Below are 18,529 nucleotides of genomic sequence, written 5' to 3'. Positions count from 1 at the left end.
CTTACAACCTTATACAAAAAATACTATTGAATATTCATTTCTTTTTTAACAGCCTGCCGGCAAAATATAAGGCATCATACAGAGATTACTATACCTATCAAAACCTGGTTGCCATTAGGGCTGGGAGCCTGATATTCTTATTGTTGAATGTTATTATCAGGATATTGTATTTTGTTTTCCCGGTGAACCTCACCAAGGCCCAAAACTTCCACCAATTTAACTTAAGTAACTGGGTTTTCATCATTATTACCCCATTTTTTTTAATAGCAAGCAATATACTAATAGCCTGCTTTAAAAACCATAAAAAAGCAACTGCATCAATGGCGCTGATTGTGTTTTTATTTTCAATATATATTATATCATGTGGCATGTATTCAAATTTTATTGCCACATCTGATCCCAGCAATGCTTTGACCCTGTACCTTATTGCTTTAAGTTTGATAAGCGCGATATGTGTATTTGAATATTATGAAACAATAATATTAATTATTGTTGTTGAAATATTATTTACCKCGCTTTTATTTTACAGTCAAACCAACGCCACCCGAATGGCGTACAACCAGCTTATATCTGCCATTTTACTTTCAGCTTTTTATCTTACTTCCAGGTACTTTTTCTCGTACAAGGTTAACTACTATCAACAGGTGATAGAGATCAGGGAAAAAAATGTAGAAATTGAAAAGGCGGGGGAATTTAAAAACCAGGTATTAGGGATGGTAGCCCATGATTTGCGTAACCCCATTGCCGCTGTTGAATCAATTGCCATGATCATGGAACTGGACGACTTAAGTGAGGACACCCAGGACAACCTGAATATGATGAAAGCATCATGCGTTAAAGCCCGTACTATTATTGACGACCTGCTGGAAGCCGCCCGTAATGATATCAGCAACATTTATGAAATGGAAAAAACGGAGCTTAACCAGTTATTGAAAAGTATTGTGAGCGACTGGAAAATACAGCCTGACCCTAAAGCCGACGTATTGTTAACCAGCCATATTAACCCGGCCTATGCAGCGGTAAATAAAGAGAAACTACACAGGGCCATTGATAACCTGATTAGTAACGCCATAAAATTTTCGAAGGATAACAGTCGTGTTGATGTGCGGCTTAGCAAAAGAAACCAGGAATTGGTTATTGAGGTACAAGATTATGGCCTGGGCATACCTGCCGATATACTACCTGATATATTTAGCCCTTTTTCAAAAGCCGGAAGAACAGGTTTAAGAGGTGAACACTCAACAGGACTGGGCTTGAGCATTGTACGCCAGATAATTGAAAAACATAATGGCATCGTTGAGGTGGATAGCATTGTAGGCAGGGGATCTGTTTTTACCATAAAGCTGCCGATAGCCTGGATGGGGTAATATTTGCTTATCAGCTTGTCATCCTGAGGAACGAAGGATCTATTCGCAGATATGCATAACGTTGAAAGATGCTTCACTGCGTTCAGCATGACAAACTTCTCGTAACTCATTCAAACATCCCCTGTGCCTTTTTAATGGTTTTTTCCAGGTCGATACCTTTCCCTAATACACCTTTAAACAGGTCGCCTTCTGATTTCAGGCGATCAATGGAATTAAAAATAGTAAAGTGTTTCATAGTAAGGCCCGGTTTAACCTCGTCCCAATGCAGTGGCATAGATACAGTTGCCCCTACTTTAGGTCGTAGTGAATAAGGACCCGCGATAGTTGCGCCGGGGCGGTTCTGTAAAAAATCAAGATACATTTTCCCATCACGTTTAGCTACCATACGTTCCAAAGTGGTATAATCAGGTAATTGTTTATGTACGATATCTACCACAATGCGGGCAAACATCTGCGATTGATCATAATCATATTTAGCAGCCAATGGTATATAAATGTGCATCCCGGTTGATCCTGACGTTTTGCAAAACGAAGGCACATCAATAGCATCTAATACTTTTCTTACTTCCTGTGCCGCTTCAATTACCTGGTCAAATGTGTTTTTATCCGGGTCAAGATCAATCACGCAGTAATCAGGGTTATCCGGCGATTGTATGCGGCTAAACCAGGGGTTCATTTCAATGCAACCTAACGAAGCCATCCATAATAAACTGGCTTCATCGGTACCTACCAAATATTCCTTGTGTTCGCCCTCGCCGTTGGTGTAAGGGAAAGTTTTAGCCCAGTCAGGTGCTTTATCCTTTACATCCTTTTGATAAAAACTTGGGCCGTGTATTCCGTTAGGGAAACGATTGAGCGACATGGGCCTGTCTTTTAAATAAGGCAAAATGTACTCAGCTACCTGGTAATAGTAATTAAACATATCCCTTTTGGTTACCTTATCTTCGGGCCAGTAAATTTTGCTTAGGTGAGTAAACTTCAGGTCGTGCCCATTAATTTTACGCACCTGGGTTTCGTCTGTTGGGTTTAACACTGTTTTACGTCCTTTCTGTTTGGGTGGTTTAATAGCACCTGTATGTTTGTCTTCCTGCTGCTTATCCGTTGCTTCAACTACAGCTTCGGTAGGCTCGGCAATTTCACGAACTACTTCAGTAGCCTTTTTGTCCTCGCGCATACCCTGAAATGAAGGATGGCGAAATACCCCATCGCTGGTCACTTCGCTAAAGGCTACTTCACAAACCAGTTCGGGTTTAAGCCAGATGGCTTTGGCTTTGGGTGGATTGGGCCGGAAGCGTGATGGCTTATTTACATCGGGAATCTGATCAAAAGGGCTTTTATCAATTATTAAAGGCTTAAACTTCGCCATCATTTCCTTTTGTATCTTATCTGAAAATCCGGTGCCTACCTTGCCAACATATTGCAACAGCTTGTTTTCATAAACTGCCAATAAAAGCGAACTAAATTGTTTAGGGGTGTCTGCATTTTTGGTGAACCCGGCAATAATTACCTCCTGCCGTTTATTCACTTTGATCTTTAACCATTCTTTTGATCGCAGATCAGGCGAGTAGGTACTGCTGGCTTTTTTGGCAATGATCCCCTCCAGGCCCATTCGTTCAGCAGCATTAAAAAAATCAGTACCGCTGGCATTAAATACTTTACTCAGGCGTATGCGGTCATCATCAGTTGGCAAAATGTCTTTTAATATAGCCTGCCGCTGTATGAGCGACAGCCCCATCAGGTTCTTGCCATCGTACCACAACAAGTCAAATACATAATAAACCAGCTCGCCATCGGCTTCGCTGCGCCAGTTCTGTAAATTACCAAAGTTAGAGATGCCTTTATCATTCAATACAAGTATTTCGCCGTCAATAACAGCGTCGATCTTCCAGCCTTGCAGCATATTGTATATAGGATAAAATTTCTCGTCAAAGGTTTTCTTATTACGGGATAGYAGTTCAACCTCTCCCTTATTGATAAAACCAAGGGCGCGGTAACCATCCCATTTTACCTCATACACCCAATCCGGGTCATCAAAAGGTTCATCAACAAGGGTGGCCAGCATGGGTCTAATTCCTGCAGGCATTTTAGCTTTTGGTGCTTTTTTTAATAAAGCAGCTTTATCAATATCACTTGTTTCGGCTATGCTTTCGTTGGGTTCAGCAGGTTCAGTGGCTTTTTTTTTAGCAGTTGATCTCTTTGTAGGTTTTTCCACGGTTTCTTCATGTCCGCTATGCCAAACTTTATCGCTGGTTTTTTCTATTGTTTCAATGGTTTTGCCCGATAGTACAGATTTATCCTGTTTGGTAATATCCTTCGCCGAAGCAAAATTATCATTGTGTTTGATGAGCAACCACGCATTATCGCCCATGCCGTGTGTTTTAACTAAAGCAAATTCACCCTCCAGTTTTTCGCCATGCAGCTTAATTTTAAGTGAGCCTGATTTAAGTTGTTTTAACAAGTGCTTTTCCTGCTCTTTTTTACCTTTTATCTCATCAATGGGCTCATAGGTACCTTCATCCCAAACAATCACCGTACCGCCGCCGTATTCGCCCTCAGGGATAATGCCCTCAAAAGTGCGGTAATCATAAGGGTGATCTTCCACCATCATGGCCAGGCGTTTGGTTTTAGGATCGGTGGATGGCCCCTTGGGTACGGCCCAACTTTTCAGTACGCCATCCATTTCCAGTCTAAAATCATAGTGAAGGCGTGAAGCATCATGCTTTTGGATAACAAAGGTCAGTTTATCCTTATCCTTGCTTTTCCCCGATTTTGGTTCGGCAGTTTTGGTGAAGTCGCGCTTTTGGGCATATTTTTCCAGACTCATGGCGGGTTGGGTTTACCTTTTACACTATTAATTATTAGTGTAACATTTTAAGCAGAAATAAAGTTTTTAAAACCTTAGCTATCAATGTATCATCGTTCTGGCTGCGGCAGCCCCTACTTTTTCCAACACTTCAAACTTTGTACCGGCCTGTGCAGTGTAGTTTTTAAAAAAGCTTTCCAATTGGTTAATAATATCCTGTGAAATATCTTTTATATCGTTCACGTCTTTAAAAAATTGTGATACCTCAGGAACAGCAAAAAAACGGTCGTTACGTATGGTTTTACCATCGCGCCCGGTTTGCTGTGCTTTAAAAGCACCTATAATGCGGCAATCTATAATACAGCCTGGAAAAGTACTGATCTCCGAAATGACCATAACATCCAGTGGATCGCCATCACCGCCCCTGGTGCCGGGTATAAAGCCAAAATCAAAAGGGAATACCATGCCAGCCGGCAAAATTTTCTTGAGTTTGAAACATTTCAATTCAGAGTCATAATCATATTTATGATTGCTGCCTTTAGGGGTTTCTATAGTAATATTAATTGGTTTCATTCCTGAAAAACAGGCTGGAAAGCTTAAAGTTTTATATGTGGTACCGATTTGCAACAATTGGCTAAAACAGTTGTTGTAAAACTGAATGTTTATGATTTACCTGTGGTTATGGAACTATTTAAAATTTCAATTAATAAAGACGATGAGATCCTGAATTTTGAGGTGGCCGATTTTATACACCACGAAGGGGAACAATGCAAATTTGAGGTTTACCGGGAGGGCCGGATGGTAGCCGGTTTTGAACCCGACAGACATGAATACTTACGGATCTGTAAAAATCCGGGTAATATTCATGAAGAGGTACTACACCTGATAGCTGATAAGATCGAGGCTTTGAATTTGTGATACAACCTCTACATGTAAAGGCCTACCCACGCATCACCCCAATCCTATCCCCTTTCCAATCGGGAAACAGTATATGGTCATTATTAATATTCAGGTGCTTATCGGCTACCTCGCTAAAAACGCTTCTGAAATCGGTGCTAACGGCAAGGTCGCGACCATCTTCCAGATTTTCTATAGCCAATGGTTTAATATTGCCATGAACAAGCCCGCCATTGATAGCATTCCCTAAAATGAAGTTACAGGAAGCCCGGCCATGATCTGTACCACCAGTGCCATTTTGGTGCACGGTGCGGCCAAATTCGGTCATAGTCATTACCGTTACATCGTCCTGGTAAGTGCCAAGGTCAGTCCACAGGGCCATGATGCTGTTGCTCAGGTCGGCTACGTTACGGGCAAAGATGCCATTCTCAGTTCCCTGGTTAAAGTGGGTATCCCATCCGTTCGATTCAGCAAAGGCAACCTCCAGGCCAACGTCCATTTTAATGAGCTGAGCAATTTGCTTTAAGGAGTTACCCAGCGCCGAGTTAGGATATATGGCATTATTTGTTGGTGTATAATTTTTTATATCTGTTTTTTGCAGCATTTTAACCGCTTCAAAACTTTCCTTACCAGTTTGCCTTAACAAGCCCGACGATGTTTGGTCATACAGATCCTCAAAACTTTTAGCCGCCATATTTGCGCCTGATGGATTGCCCCTCATCTGGATGGCAAAATCCTGCAGATTACTGATGGATACGGATGGGTTATCTCCATAAAAAGAACGCGGCATGGCCGAGGTCATACTTACCGCGGTAAATGGCGTAAGCGCGTCATGCCCCAACAAACCAACTGCCCGGTTAAGCCATCCGCTGGCTGTACCTTTGTTAAATGGCGTCCCCGATTCCATATAATCCTGCGCGTCAAAATGCGAACGGGTTGTATTTGGTGAACCTATGCCCTGTACTATGCCTAAACGTTTTTCACGAAACATGGGTTCAAAAGCTTTCATAGATGGGTGCAATCCAAAACGGCCATCCAGATCAATCAATGGTGAACCAGCACCGCTTTTTGCTGCAGACATAAACAAATTTGGCCGGGCGGCTTTTAAATATTCATCGGTAAAGGGAGTAACAGCCATCAGGCCATCCATTGCGCCCCTTTGAAATATACAGATAAGCGTTTTACGTTTTTTATAAGGCGATATGATCTTTTGACTTGCAGCGGCTTCGGCCAAAAAGCCAGGAATACCACCCATTAGACCAACACCTAACAAGGCTAAGCCGCCCGATTTTAAAAACCCTCTTCTTGATACCATGATCGTATGTTATATAAATTAGCGCCGTTGATATTCTGGCGAACCGATAATCACTCCAACTACCTGTGCCAGCATGGAGTTATCGCCACCGGCACTTTGCATCGCCATAAAATTATTTTTTCTTTTTCCCTTTATCCCCATTTTATTATCTGCCATTGCCTTTTCTGCAGCCGTCATGCTCATTGATGCGGGTTGCCCTACTTTTGCATAAAGTTTATTGGAGCTCGCTTCATCAATCTTTTGCATCAGGGTAGGATCGGTGAGTAATGGGGTAAGGCGTTTAATAGTTTCATCCAGCTTACGTTCGGGCATAATAAGTTTGCTGTAAGCGATCAGGGCTGCCTGGGCGCTTTCGGGTTCATGATGATTGTTCATCGCCGCCAGATCGATTTTAATACCCGGTATGCGCCCCGAAGCAAGGGCCAACCCAAAGTTCATGCGGTTAAGCAGCGAGCCTGTATTGATCCAATACTGGCCTTTATCCGGGAAACCGGTTGGGGCCTGATAAAAATATACCTTCTCGCCCATTCTGCTTATCCAATTGTATAGTTGGTATGGTTGTACAATATCGGCATGTAAACTGCGCACTGAACCAATGGCCAGTTCAAATGGTGATTTTGTTTTTTCGCGGATAGCCGACGCGCTCCAAAACTCCGGCGCGCTTACCATGGTGATCAGCACCTGTTTAATATCTCCATCTTTAGTCAGGAATGTTTTAGCCATTTTATCCAGCAGACTTTGAGGTGGATTATCACTTACAAAACGCACAGCAATTTTCCGGGTTATAAACTTTGCGGTAGCCTGGTTATGCGCCAGCATAGATAACAGCTGTACACCTTCCTGATAACCACCATCCGGGCCAAAATGCCGACCCAAAACTACTTTCTCGCTCTTGTCATGTCGGTTGGCATTGAACATAAAATCGCTGTCATGTACAAATCCGCGACTTTCCAGGCGATCATCACCTGCTTTGCCCATGATATTTTTTGCTCCTTTCCCATACTGGCCCATAGGGTAAATTGTCCAGCCGGTTAATACTTTAGCTGCCTGGGTTACATCTTGTTGGGTATAACCGCCATCAACGCCCAAAGTATGCAGTTCCATTACTTCGCGGGCGTAGTTTTCATTTAAACCCTGTGCTTTTTTTGCTTTTTGCACTTTATTGATCAGCATTGCCCTCCTGCCGGTATCGGCACTTTGATCAGCCATGTTTTGTATCAGCCTGCGGTGCATAAGCCCCTTGTTTGCTTGCACATCATCATTCGCTGCTGAACTGCTGAAATTATCGAGGTAATACAACATGGCTGGTGATTTGGCTGTGGCCACCAAAATATCATTGAATTTGCCCAATGCATTCGGGCGAATCACATCGCGCTCATAGGCTGGTATAAACTGGGCACAATCGTTTTTGGTGATGGAAACGTTAAAATGATTGAACCAAAAGCTCGTCATAACCTCCTGTAGTTGATTATTTGTATAGGCGGCCCTTAATATTTTTTGATTGATAAACTGGCGAAAAAGTTCCTGCTCGGGTTTCATCCCGTTTTGCTGCATGTAATTTTGCAGTACATCCCGGTAAGCCTTCTTGTCGGTTTTCAATGAGTCCTTATTTACTAAACCAGCGTTTATTGCCATCCGAAATACCTGCGCGTTTTTAGGATATTCAGTAACTACTTGCGTGTTGCTTAGTTTAAGGGCATCGTATTGAGCTAATAATTGATTTAGTGAATCATCGGGCAAACCGGCATTTAATTGTTGATTAAACCAGTTTTCTAATCCCGATTTAACCACCGCATCAATTTCGCCGGGAGTAGCACCATAGGTAAAACGGCTTAGTAAATGTGCGGCTGCCTGCCTTTCGGTTAAGCCCTGTTGCTGGTAAGGGAATTTAAAAGGTTTGCCATTTCGGCTCACGGTAAAAAAAGAGGAGAGCAATACAACGCCAAAAATCAGTAATCCAACACAACAAAGATATTTTATGGTCTTTTTCATGGGCGGCTATTGCTTAAGATTTAAATTTACTAAAGAGCTATGACTTTAAATATGCATATTGGTTTAAGCAAGAATGAATAATTAAACATTAAGTTTTTGTTAACTTTATTCATTCGGCTTTTGTTTAAACTAAACAGGCATATAATTGTCATACCTTAACAAATCATAAATAAATAAAAACAATAATGAAACGATTAACCTTAGTGATAGCTTTTATAACCAGCTTAAGTGTACTGGCCAGCGCGCAGCAAAAAACAGATAAAACACCGGCACAAAAGGCCGCACATAAAACAGAGAACCTGCAAAAGAGCCTTAAACTTACTGCCACCCAAACCAAACAGGTTAACGCTCTTTTCCTGACAGAAGCAACCCGTATTGATAGCCTGAAAGCTAACAAAGCCGGTAAAAAAGCCAACAAGGAAAAACACAAAGCTATAGAGGCACAAACCGATCAAAAACTGAATACCATTTTAACTGCCAATCAGCAAAAAGCCCTTGCTACTTTAAAGGAAGCAAAAAAAGAAAAGCACGATAAGAAAAAGGCTGACGCCGCCGCTGCTTCAAAACAATAATTTAGTTTGCATTGATAAAAATTTAAAAGCTGCCCTTATTCGGGTGGCTTTTTTTTAATAATTTGTATCAAATAATTGTAAAATTTACAGATCCTGATTTTTTCAGGCTAATGAATCAAAAAATATTTCATGATTAATCCAATTGATACACAGGCTTTAGCATTAAAAGAGACATTCGATTGTATTATTAATATCATATTTTTAAGCTTACATGATTAACATATTGTTAACATTGAAAGATTTTTATTAAAACTATTGCAAAATAAAACAACTTGTGTATATTTGTGCCGTGGTTATTTGTAAGGAGCTGACAGGCAGCAACTGATGGTTCGACTCCTCCCTTGCAACTCTTCTCATAATTTAGGTTTATAATTGGTTAGAACGCGCCCCTGCCCATCAGGGGCGCTTCTTGTATAATCACATTTTTTGAAATAGCCTTCTTCCTCAAACAAAGTTTACCTACTGCTGTATTAATCAGGAAATAACAGATCATGAAAAACCCGGTTACGCTTGCTTTGAAACACACGGATGGAAGTTCAAGGAATATACTTATTGAGCCTATTCTTCAACACAACCTGACTAACACTGGCGTTTATAAAATATACAAAACTACTATCGACAATGAGTCGGCATTGTTTACGGAAGAACTGGAAATAGATGAAAGCAAACCATCACTGGCCGATAGCGACAATCCAGATTATCTTGGAAAAATAACCTTTGGGCAGGATCATCAGCAATGGGAATATGCAGGTGAACTGCTTACTGCCGATGAGCAGCAGCAGATAGCCTTATACTTACATCAAAAAGGAGCTTAATCAACTCCTTTGACATTCATTTTTAAAGTATAAACAGCTTTAGATGCTGTAATAAATAAAATATCGCTGTTTTTGCCACCAAAGCAAATATTGGCCGACCATGGTTCGTCAATATCAATATGCCCAATTTTTTCGCCCTGAGGGTTAACAATGGTAACGCCCTTACCACATAAATAAATGTTCCCCAGGTTATCAATTGTCATTCCGTCTGATCCTTGTGCTATAAACAAGGTTCGGTTGGTTAAGGAGCCGTCTTTATTAATATCATACTTATAGGTTTTATTATCGCCAATATCGGCTACGTAGAGGGTTTTTCCATCGGGTGTGCCTACAATGCCGTTAGGGCGTACAAATTTATCGTCAACAATTACGGCCTGGTGTTTGCCTTTAGGCAAATAGTATAGTTTTTGTCCGTCAAGGTCAGGCTTTTTACGGGTCCAATAATCGCGCTGGTAGTATGGATCGGTAATGTAAATGCCACCGTCGGGCCGTACCCAAACATCATTTGGGCCGTTAAACATATGGCCGTTATAGTCTTTTAATAAAACAGTTATTTTTCCTTTAGGGCTAATAGACCATAGCTCATCCTTAGCATCGGCACAACTGATCAGGTTGCCTTTTTTATCAAAGTACATTCCATTTGAGCGACCCGCGCTATCTAAAAAAATCGACAGCTTACCCTCTGTATCATATTTCCATATTTTGTTATTAGGCTGATCGGTAAAAAAAATATTGCCATAACGGTCAACAGCGGGGCCCTCGGTAAAGGAGAATTGCTTAGCCACAAGCTGCGGTTTTGTACCAGCATCATATAAACCCGGAGCATCCTGTGCAAATATTTTACCCGATACTACGATTAACAAAAGGAATATACCCGACAGTTTTTTCATAAGCTGAACATAAGTTTTAAAAGGTTTGCTAATGTAATGTGTTTTTAAATCAGATTAATTTTTGAGCGTAAAAAATTTGATACAGGATTATTGATTCACCCCGCCTACGCTTCGCTGGGCGACCCTCCTTCGCCTTTGGCGGAAAGAGGGCAAAGAAAATACTAATTTTTTCCTTTCTCTTTTATCCATTATCCTTTACCGATTTCACAAATCCTCCTTTCCGTCGAAGACGAAGAGAGGGTGGTCGAGCGTAGCGATGACCGGGTGAGTCAACTCACCATTTTGACTAATCAAATGCATTTCATCCTTAATAAAAATCTCATTACCCACTACTCATTAAAAACGCTATTTTTGCAAATTATTAAAATACCGTTTATAGCATGAGTATTGCACTATCCGAACAGGAAATTATACGCCGCGAATCTTTACAACAACTAAGGGCCCTGGGCATTAACCCATACCCTGCCGAAGCTTTTGATGTTAACGCCTGGGCACAGGATATTACCGATAATTTCAAGAATAAACCCGAAGAATACCAGAATGTAGTAATCGCTGGCCGCATCATGACCCGTCGTATTATGGGCAGTGCATCATTTGCCGAACTGCAGGATTCGACCGGACGTGTGCAGATCTATTTAAAACGCGATGATATTTGCCCTGATGAGGATAAAACTTTATACAATACCGTATTCAAAAAACTGCTGGACATTGGCGATTACATAGGTGTTAAAGGCTACGTATTTTTAACCCAAACCGGCGAGATATCGGTTCACGTTCGCGAGCTTATTGTTCTTTCAAAATCGCTTAAACCCTTACCGGTTGTTAAGCGCGAAGAAGACGGAACTATACACGATGGCTTTACCGATCCTGAGCTGCGTTACCGCCAACGCTATGTTGATTTAACAGTTAACCCGGCATACAAACAAATTTTCATCAACCGTTCCAAAGTGATTAGCAGTATGCGCGGTTACTTTAACGCGCAAGGCTGGATGGAAGTGGAAACCCCCATATTACAGCCCGTACATGGTGGTGCGGCGGCCCGTCCGTTTGCTACGCATCATAATACATTGGATATGCCCTTATTTTTGCGCATCGCCAATGAGTTGTACCTAAAACGCCTTATTGTGGCCGGTTTTGACGGTGTGTATGAGTTTGGTAAAATGTTTCGTAACGAGGGCATGGACCGCACCCACAACCCCGAGTTTACTGCTATGGAGATATATGTAGCCTATAAAGACTACATATGGATGATGGCCATGGTTGAGGAATGTTTGGAAATAGTAGCCCGTGCCGTACATGGCATCCCGGTTGTACAGGTGGGTAAGCATGAAATAAACTTTGCAGGGCCTTACGAAAAACTATCCATGTATGATTCCATCCTGAAATATACCGGTATTGATGTATCAGCCATGGATGAGGGTGCTCTGCGTGAAACCTGCAAAGAGCTTAATATTGAAGTTAACCCTACCATGGGTAAAGGCAAACTGATAGATGAGATATTTAGCGCTAAAGTAGAGGCTAACCTGATACAGCCAACCTATATTACCGACTATCCTATTGAAATGACCCCGCTGGCCAAAAAACATCGTACCAAAGATGGTCTTGTGGAGCGTTTTGAGCTATTTGTAAACGGCAAGGAGATAGCTAACGCCTACTCAGAATTAAATGACCCTATTGACCAGCGTGAGCGTTTGGAGGAACAATTAATACTGGCCGGTAGAGGTGACGATGAGGCGATGGCTATGGACGATGATTTTTTACGCGCCCTGGAATATGGTATGCCACCAACATCGGGCCTGGGTATCGGTATTGACCGTTTGGTGATGCTGATGACCAATCAAAGCACTATACAGGAAGTATTATTCTTCCCGCAGATGCGGCCCGAGAAAAAGGCTAAAGTTGCCACAGCCGATGATTTCATAAATATGGGCGTACCTGTAGAATGGGTGCCCGTACTTAACAAAATGGGCTTCAATACCGTTGAGGAACTAAAAGCAGGCAATCCTAACAAGGTATTTAACGACCTTGGCGGTATGCGCAAAAAATTAAAACTGGATATTACCATGCCCACTAAAGAGGTAGTGATGGCCTGGTTTGAATAGACTTTGAATTAATCAGATCTTATTTTGAAGAGACACATTATAGGTGTCTCTTTTTTTTTGTCTGAACCAGGATTTATGGGATTAAAGGATTAGATCGGATTGAGAAAAATCCATAAATCTGCTTAATCCCCGTTCAGACAAGATCTAAATTCAATATACCAAACTCTATATCAGTAATTTAATAACAATTTGTTAATGAAAGCTTAAAGCAAACAGCACTTTAGGTTTAATTATGTTGGTTATACTTGCAATAAACAACTATTCAAAAAAGTCATGACCAATTCAATTCTGGAGATCACCGAGAACGAATACCTGATAAAGCTGAACAGAAGTAACTTCAACTTATCATTCATCAGGAGTTTACTGAAACTGGTTGAAGTGGCCAATCCATCTGACGAGAGCGATGTATACACAGACCGTATTATTCAACCTTATCAAAACCACTCATCAGAGCCTGATTATTACAGCCCTATCGAGGAAAAATAAAAAGAGGCGATGTTTTCGCCTCTTTTTATTTTTATTTTTCTTTTCTTAGAACTGGCGATACCCGCCCCTTACTACCTGTTTATCCATTTGAGCTAATTGCCCTTTCATCATTTTTATCTGATCGGCAAGTAGTTTATTCTTATCATCTTTTGCTGCTTCTGAAAGGTACATTTGCGCTTCGCGTTTATTGCGTTTTGCCATTGATATACCAGCCAGGCTCAATTTGGCCAAAGCTACGTTATGTGACATTTTCATACCCAATGAAAGCGCCTTTTTAAAGTATTTCTCTGATTTCATGGGAGCCTTACGCGACTCGATCAAGCCGATTAATAAGTTATAATAACCATGCTGATTTCTATGCAGTTGCTTTTCGTAATCAGTGATCTTCATTAACCATAACTCGGCTTTTTCCGAGTTTTCTTTACGCAGATAAAACTGCGATATGATCATGTTCTCATTAAAAAAGAAGCTCAGCAGCAATATACCACCTAAAAATAAAACTAAAATACCCCAGCCCCAAAATCCAAAGGCACAAAGCGCAACGGCCGCACCGAAAATTACACAGGCAATAATTAACCGAACAATATTTGACATAATTTGTGATACTATATTAAGCACAAATATCTGTTAATTTGTACGCTTAACCAACATTATATCAATATTTATGGCGATAGAATTAGAACCATCATGGCTGGAAGTTTTAAAAGACGAATTTGGCAAGGACTACATGATAAAACTAAAGCAATTTTTAAAACAGGAGAAAGAAACTGGTCAGGTAGTTTATCCAAAAAACAGCAATATTTTCAACGCCTTCAACACCACACACTTTGATGATGTAAAGGTGGTTATATTAGGTCAGGACCCCTATCATGGGGCAAATCAGGCACATGGGCTTTCATTTTCGGTGCAAAAAGGCATTGCCACACCCCGTTCGCTCATCAATATTTATAAAGAGCTGCAAACAGATATACCCGGCTTTAAAATACCCGCACATGGGAACCTCGAAGAATGGGCTAAACAAGGAGTACTGCTATTAAATGCAACCCTAACTGTTAGGGCAGGCAGCCCGGGCTCGCATCAAAAAAGGGGTTGGGAAGAGTTTACCGACGAAGTGATCAAAACCATATCTGATAAAAAAGAAGGTATTGTATTTATACTATGGGGAGCCTTTGCGCAATCAAAAGCAGTACTGATTGATGAAAAGAAACACTTTATTTTAAGATCGGCCCACCCTTCTCCCTTTTCGGCCGAGCGGGGTTTTTTCGGGAGCAAACCTTTCTCTAAAACCAATGAGGTCCTTGAAAAGGAAGGAAAGAAGACAATAGACTGGCAGATTTAGCCCCCCCCAGCCCCCTAAAGGGGAAGCTTTTGATTAGCAAATCATTTTAATAGAAAGGCCTGCTTTATTTATCATAAAGCAGGCCTTTTATATTTTAACTCCCCTTTTAGGGGGCCGGGGGGCTAATACTCCAATGGTACTATCGGCTCTTTTTTGCTGGTCGACATGATCATCATGGTTTGGAAAGTTTTAACCACCGTGATGCGGCTTATCTTTTCCATGATCAGTTGTTCGTATGATTTGATATCGCGCACGTAAACTTTTAGTAAAAAATCACATTGACCGGTTACGTGGTGACACTCGGTAACTTCTTTAATATGTTTTATTTCATCCAAAAATGTCTGGATGGTATTTTTCTGGTGAAAATCGAGCGATATCTGTATAAAAGTTTTGATGCCCAGCCCCAATTTTTCCTCGTCAACAAGGGCATGGTAGCTTTTTATATATTCCGCATTCTCCAGTTTACGAACACGCTCTAAAGTAGGTGCTGGCGAAAGCCCTATCTCGTTTGAAAGTTGAAGGTTGGTTATCCTTCCGTTTTCCTGTAATATCTTAAGTATTTGAAGGTCTATTTTGTCTAATTCGGCACCCATTAGTTTACAATAATGTATGCAAATATACAGTTTTCCTCACTTCGCAAAATTATATTTTTCAATAAAGTACTTCAACAAAAATATATTTCCCGTAATTTAAATTTTTAGATAAGTCTAAATTTTTTATTAGATTTGTATAAATGAACACATTAGCCGAGGAAAACTACTTAAAGTCCATCTATCACTTATCCATGGATGCCGGAAATGCGAGCACCAATCAAATTGCCGCATCATTAAATACCAAGGCATCGTCGGTAACAGATATGTTAAAAAAACTGGCAGATAAGGCTTTAATAAACTATACCCGTTACCAGGGTGTAAGCCTTACTCCATCGGGCGAAAAAATTGCTGTAAATATTATTCGCAAGCACCGCCTGTGGGAGTACTTTTTGGTAGAGAAACTAAACTTTAAGTGGGATCAGGTACACGATATGGCCGAAGAAATGGAACACATATCATCGGCAGAGTTGATTGACAGACTGGATAAATTTATGGACTATCCTCAGCATGACCCGCATGGCGAACCTATACCTGATTGTAATGGCCGGTTCAAATCATCTGAGCTTAAGCCCATCTCGGCCTTGAGTGTTAATGATAACGGGATCATATCAGGAGTGCGCGACCATACTTCGTCGTTCTTACAATATCTCGAAAAACAACAGCTTACCATAGGAAAAAAAATAGCCATAACCGAAATTATAGCGTTTGATCATTCTGTGGTTTTACAAATTGAAAATAAAAAAGAAGTACACATCAGCCGTGAAGTGGCCAATAACCTATTAATAGCCCTATGAGCAATAACAACCAAACCCAATCATTAGGTAACGTACACAGTTCTGTCACCACCGAAAACAAAGCCGGCTGGCGTAAAATAATGGCTTTCCTGGGCCCCGCTTACCTGGTGAGCGTGGGCTATATGGATCCGGGTAACTGGGCAACTGATATTGCAGGAGGTAGTGCCTTTGGTTATAAACTGATATGGGTATTATTTGCATCAAACCTGATAGCCCTGCTTTTACAATCATTAAGCGCCAGGCTGGGTATTGTGCGCGGGCTCGATCTGGCGCAGGCCTCCAAGAATGCCTATCCCCGCTTTGCAAACTTTTGCCTGTATATACTGGCCCAGATAGCCATTATAGCCTGTGATCTGGCCGAGATCATCGGTATGGCCATCGGATTAAAATTACTGTTCAACCTGCCATTGATATGGGGCGTATCGCTTACCATAACCGATACCGTGCTTATGCTTTACCTCATGAACAAAGGTATGCGCAAGCTGGAGGGCTTTATTATATCGATGATATTTATTGTGGGCCTGTCTTTTTTAATAGAGATGTTCATCGTACAACCCGATATAGTTGAAATTGCTAAAGGTTTTACACCAGGTAATTTAACAGGCGACGCCTTATACATTGCTATTGGTATCATAGGCGCCACGGTAATGCCGCATAACCTTTATCTGCATTCTTCACTGGTGCAAACCCGGCAGATCACCCGTACAGATGCAGGTATCAAATCGGCCATTAAATTCAATTTGTTCGATACAGTTATAGCGCTTAACCTGGCTTTTTTGGTAAACGCTGCCATACTGATCCTGGCAGCAACCGCATTTTTCAAGAACGGTTATTTTCAGGTTGCCGAAATACAAGATGCCTACAAACTGCTCGAGCATATTTTCGGCAAAATTGCTCCTGCCCTTTTCGCTATTGCCTTAATAGCGTCGGGCCAAAGCTCAACCATAACAGGTACCCTTGCCGGGCAAATCATCATGGAGGGCCATATTAACCTACGTATTGAGCCATGGCTGCGCCGTTTACTTACCCGCGTGCTGGCCATTGTACCGGCCGTTTTCACTATTATTTATTTTGGCGAAAACGCGCTGGGCAGCCTGATCATATTAAGCCAGGTAGTATTAAGCCTTCAGTTGGGTTTCGCAGTTATCCCACTCATCCACTTTACATCTGATAAAAAACGGATGGGCAATTTTGCTATCAGCTTTAAAGTAAAATTAGTGGCATGGGCAAGCGCCGCAATAATAGTAGCGCTGAATGGTAAATTGGTTTACGAACAAATAATTGACTGGATAAAAGAATACCCCTCTGCTGCTTTTGAGATCTACACCATTGTAGTGCCTATTGTAATTGGTATTGCTTTATTACTTTTGTACGTGTTTTTCAGGCCTATGCTGTATAAACATAAAGACCGGCTTGTTGTACCCCATGGAATTGCCAGTGCCATTACTGAGCTTAATCCTATAATTTACAAACATATTGCCATTACTATTGATTTTTCTAAAAACGATAACGACTGCCTGCGCCACGCCATTATGCAGGGCGGCAAACGGGCAGATTATACCCTGATCCACGTGGTAGAAACCGCCGGTGCACGCTATTATGGCAAACAAGTAATGGATAGTGAAACCCAAAGCGATGTTGATAATCTAAATAAATACGTTACCGCACTTGAAAATCTGGGTTATAAGGCACATGCACAAATTGGCTATGGCAGCCCGGCCAGGTCAATAGCCAAAATTGTAAACAACGAAAATATTGATTTTATAGTGATGGGCTCACATGGGCACAAGGGGCTTAAAGATCTTATTTTTGGTACTACAGTAAACTCTGTAAGGCACATGGTAAACGTACCCGTATTGGTAGTAAAACCACAACCCTGATAATTTGTTAGGGTCTTCAGACTTACGAAGTTTATAAAACTTCGTAAGTCCTTCTTAAGTAAACCTGTCATCATGAGGACTGAAGGATTTGTTAAGTGAGCAGATATCTCACTTTGTTCAGGATAACAGGAGGCGAAATTTTATGTAAGTTTGCAGCAAAAGCAGTAGGGAAAAATGACTGAGGATAAAATATATATAAAGAACAAGAAAGCTTATTTTGAATACACCATACTGGATAAATATGTAGCAGGCATTAAACTGCTGGGTACCGAAATTAAATCGATACGCGAAGGAAAAGCCAACATTAACGATGCTTTTTGTACGTTTATTAACAACCAGTTATTTGTACGCAACCTGCATATATCCGAATATTCTTATGGCTCGTTTTACAACCACGAGGCCAAACGCGACCGTGTGCTGCTGCTCAACAAAAAAGAATTAAAAAAACTGCTTACCCGTGGCGAAGAAAAGGGTTTAACTATTGTACCCCTTGCCCTGTTCATCAGCGAACGCGGCTTTGCTAAATTGGAAATAGGCCTTGCCCAAGGTAAAAAGACCTTCGATAAGCGCGAAACACTGAAAGAGCGTGATACCAAAGTTGAAATGGACAGGGCGATGAAGAGATAGAGCCCCCCGACCCCCTAAAGGGGGAGCTTTAAAAATTAAAAGGCCTGCTTGATATAC

The 18,529-nt window shown here is 41.2% G+C and carries 17 protein-coding genes; 10 read left to right on the top strand and 7 right to left on the bottom strand.

Going from position 1 to position 18,529, the window contains the following annotated elements:
• On the top strand, positions 1 to 1,367 hold a 1,367-nt coding region (locus AC1DRQ_RS23725; RefSeq protein ID WP_477427445.1), incomplete at its 5' end, for a sensor histidine kinase.
• Positions 1,368 to 1,473: 106 nt separating this feature from the next.
• On the opposite strand, the gene ligD is transcribed toward AC1DRQ_RS23725, so the two are convergent.
• Complete coding sequence (ligD, locus tag AC1DRQ_RS23720) at positions 1,474 to 4,191, bottom strand: DNA ligase D (RefSeq protein ID WP_477427443.1); 2,718 nt, start codon at positions 4,189 to 4,191, stop codon at positions 1,474 to 1,476.
• Positions 4,192 to 4,272: 81 nt separating this feature from the next.
• Positions 4,273 to 4,743, bottom strand: coding sequence for an inorganic diphosphatase (locus AC1DRQ_RS23715; protein WP_477427442.1), 471 nt, complete (start codon positions 4,741 to 4,743; stop codon positions 4,273 to 4,275).
• A gap of 108 nt (positions 4,744 to 4,851) precedes the next feature.
• Here AC1DRQ_RS23715 and AC1DRQ_RS23710 point away from each other — a divergent pair, with 108 nt between their 5' ends.
• Complete coding sequence (locus AC1DRQ_RS23710) at positions 4,852 to 5,088, top strand: hypothetical protein (protein WP_477427440.1); 237 nt, start codon at positions 4,852 to 4,854, stop codon at positions 5,086 to 5,088.
• Between the two features lie 22 nt (positions 5,089 to 5,110).
• On the opposite strand, the gene AC1DRQ_RS23705 is transcribed toward AC1DRQ_RS23710, so the two are convergent.
• On the bottom strand, positions 5,111 to 6,382 hold the full coding sequence (locus AC1DRQ_RS23705; RefSeq protein ID WP_477427439.1) for a DUF1501 domain-containing protein: 1,272 nt from the start codon (positions 6,380 to 6,382) through the stop codon (positions 5,111 to 5,113).
• An 18-nt stretch (positions 6,383 to 6,400) separates the two neighbouring features.
• Positions 6,401 to 8,374, bottom strand: coding sequence for a DUF1800 domain-containing protein (locus AC1DRQ_RS23700; RefSeq protein ID WP_477427437.1), 1,974 nt, complete (start codon positions 8,372 to 8,374; stop codon positions 6,401 to 6,403).
• A 185-nt stretch (positions 8,375 to 8,559) separates the two neighbouring features.
• Between AC1DRQ_RS23700 and AC1DRQ_RS23695 the strand changes: the two genes are divergently transcribed.
• Complete coding sequence (locus AC1DRQ_RS23695; RefSeq protein ID WP_477427435.1) at positions 8,560 to 8,946, top strand: hypothetical protein; 387 nt, start codon at positions 8,560 to 8,562, stop codon at positions 8,944 to 8,946.
• A 491-nt stretch (positions 8,947 to 9,437) separates the two neighbouring features.
• A complete protein-coding gene (locus AC1DRQ_RS23690; protein WP_429399404.1) occupies positions 9,438 to 9,761 on the top strand; it encodes a hypothetical protein in 324 nt (107 codons plus the stop codon).
• Here the strand turns inward: AC1DRQ_RS23690 and AC1DRQ_RS23685 are convergent.
• Positions 9,758 to 10,651 carry an SMP-30/gluconolactonase/LRE family protein gene (locus tag AC1DRQ_RS23685; RefSeq protein ID WP_477427433.1) on the bottom strand — a complete coding sequence of 298 codons (894 nt, stop codon included), beginning with the start codon at positions 10,649 to 10,651 and terminating at the stop codon, positions 9,758 to 9,760. The genes AC1DRQ_RS23690 and AC1DRQ_RS23685 overlap by 4 nt on opposite strands.
• A gap of 380 nt (positions 10,652 to 11,031) precedes the next feature.
• Here AC1DRQ_RS23685 and lysS point away from each other — a divergent pair, with 380 nt between their 5' ends.
• Positions 11,032 to 12,753 carry a lysine--tRNA ligase gene (lysS, locus tag AC1DRQ_RS23680; RefSeq protein WP_477427431.1) on the top strand — a complete coding sequence of 574 codons (1,722 nt, stop codon included), beginning with the start codon at positions 11,032 to 11,034 and terminating at the stop codon, positions 12,751 to 12,753.
• Between the two features lie 273 nt (positions 12,754 to 13,026).
• Positions 13,027 to 13,239 carry a hypothetical protein gene (locus AC1DRQ_RS23675; protein WP_429399401.1) on the top strand — a complete coding sequence of 71 codons (213 nt, stop codon included), beginning with the start codon at positions 13,027 to 13,029 and terminating at the stop codon, positions 13,237 to 13,239.
• Between the two features lie 45 nt (positions 13,240 to 13,284).
• Here the strand turns inward: AC1DRQ_RS23675 and AC1DRQ_RS23670 are convergent, their stop codons facing one another.
• On the bottom strand, positions 13,285 to 13,833 hold the full coding sequence (locus tag AC1DRQ_RS23670) for a DUF2892 domain-containing protein (protein WP_429399400.1): 549 nt from the start codon (positions 13,831 to 13,833) through the stop codon (positions 13,285 to 13,287).
• A gap of 70 nt (positions 13,834 to 13,903) precedes the next feature.
• Between AC1DRQ_RS23670 and ung the strand changes: the two genes are divergently transcribed.
• Complete coding sequence (gene ung / locus AC1DRQ_RS23665) at positions 13,904 to 14,578, top strand: uracil-DNA glycosylase (RefSeq protein WP_477427428.1); 675 nt, start codon at positions 13,904 to 13,906, stop codon at positions 14,576 to 14,578.
• Positions 14,579 to 14,700: 122 nt separating this feature from the next.
• On the opposite strand, the gene AC1DRQ_RS23660 is transcribed toward ung, so the two are convergent.
• Positions 14,701 to 15,171, bottom strand: coding sequence for an Lrp/AsnC family transcriptional regulator (locus AC1DRQ_RS23660; protein ID WP_183568176.1), 471 nt, complete (start codon positions 15,169 to 15,171; stop codon positions 14,701 to 14,703).
• Positions 15,172 to 15,311: 140 nt separating this feature from the next.
• Between AC1DRQ_RS23660 and AC1DRQ_RS23655 the strand changes: the two genes are divergently transcribed.
• From AC1DRQ_RS23655 to smpB, 3 genes are all read left to right on the top strand, one after another.
• Positions 15,312 to 15,965 carry a metal-dependent transcriptional regulator gene (locus AC1DRQ_RS23655; RefSeq protein ID WP_477427425.1) on the top strand — a complete coding sequence of 218 codons (654 nt, stop codon included), beginning with the start codon at positions 15,312 to 15,314 and terminating at the stop codon, positions 15,963 to 15,965.
• On the top strand, positions 15,962 to 17,845 hold the full coding sequence (locus tag AC1DRQ_RS23650; RefSeq protein ID WP_477427423.1) for an Nramp family divalent metal transporter: 1,884 nt from the start codon (positions 15,962 to 15,964) through the stop codon (positions 17,843 to 17,845). The genes AC1DRQ_RS23655 and AC1DRQ_RS23650 overlap by 4 nt, the downstream gene beginning before the upstream one ends.
• Before the next feature lie 174 nt (positions 17,846 to 18,019).
• Positions 18,020 to 18,472, top strand: a complete 453-nt coding sequence (gene smpB, locus AC1DRQ_RS23645) for an SsrA-binding protein SmpB (protein ID WP_477427421.1) — start codon at positions 18,020 to 18,022, stop codon at positions 18,470 to 18,472.
• Positions 18,473 to 18,529 lie beyond the last annotated feature (57 nt).

It is taken from the genome of Mucilaginibacter sp. P4_E8 (genome assembly GCF_056401495.1).
The sequence above is the reverse complement of the archived record's forward strand: the minus strand, read 5'-3'. Positions and strand labels throughout refer to the sequence as shown.

Excerpts from the sequence above, each read along its gene's own strand:
- AC1DRQ_RS23715 (WP_477427442.1), bottom strand. The coding sequence starts at position 4,743 with ATGAAACCAATTAATATTACTATAGAAACCCCTAAAGGCAGCAATCAT.
- AC1DRQ_RS23710 (WP_477427440.1), top strand. The coding sequence starts at position 4,852 with ATGGAACTATTTAAAATTTCAATTAATAAAGACGATGAGATCCTGAAT.
- AC1DRQ_RS23705 (WP_477427439.1), bottom strand. The coding sequence starts at position 6,382 with ATGGTATCAAGAAGAGGGTTTTTAAAATCGGGCGGCTTAGCCTTGTTA.
- AC1DRQ_RS23700 (WP_477427437.1), bottom strand. The coding sequence starts at position 8,374 with ATGAAAAAGACCATAAAATATCTTTGTTGTGTTGGATTACTGATTTTT.
- AC1DRQ_RS23695 (WP_477427435.1), top strand. The coding sequence starts at position 8,560 with ATGAAACGATTAACCTTAGTGATAGCTTTTATAACCAGCTTAAGTGTA.
- AC1DRQ_RS23690 (WP_429399404.1), top strand. The coding sequence starts at position 9,438 with ATGAAAAACCCGGTTACGCTTGCTTTGAAACACACGGATGGAAGTTCA.
- AC1DRQ_RS23685 (WP_477427433.1), bottom strand. The coding sequence starts at position 10,651 with ATGAAAAAACTGTCGGGTATATTCCTTTTGTTAATCGTAGTATCGGGT.
- lysS (WP_477427431.1), top strand. The coding sequence starts at position 11,032 with ATGAGTATTGCACTATCCGAACAGGAAATTATACGCCGCGAATCTTTA.
- AC1DRQ_RS23675 (WP_429399401.1), top strand. The coding sequence starts at position 13,027 with ATGACCAATTCAATTCTGGAGATCACCGAGAACGAATACCTGATAAAG.
- AC1DRQ_RS23670 (WP_429399400.1), bottom strand. The coding sequence starts at position 13,833 with ATGTCAAATATTGTTCGGTTAATTATTGCCTGTGTAATTTTCGGTGCG.
- ung (WP_477427428.1), top strand. The coding sequence starts at position 13,904 with ATGGCGATAGAATTAGAACCATCATGGCTGGAAGTTTTAAAAGACGAA.
- AC1DRQ_RS23660 (WP_183568176.1), bottom strand. The coding sequence starts at position 15,171 with ATGGGTGCCGAATTAGACAAAATAGACCTTCAAATACTTAAGATATTA.
- AC1DRQ_RS23655 (WP_477427425.1), top strand. The coding sequence starts at position 15,312 with ATGAACACATTAGCCGAGGAAAACTACTTAAAGTCCATCTATCACTTA.
- AC1DRQ_RS23650 (WP_477427423.1), top strand. The coding sequence starts at position 15,962 with ATGAGCAATAACAACCAAACCCAATCATTAGGTAACGTACACAGTTCT.
- smpB (WP_477427421.1), top strand. The coding sequence starts at position 18,020 with ATGACTGAGGATAAAATATATATAAAGAACAAGAAAGCTTATTTTGAA.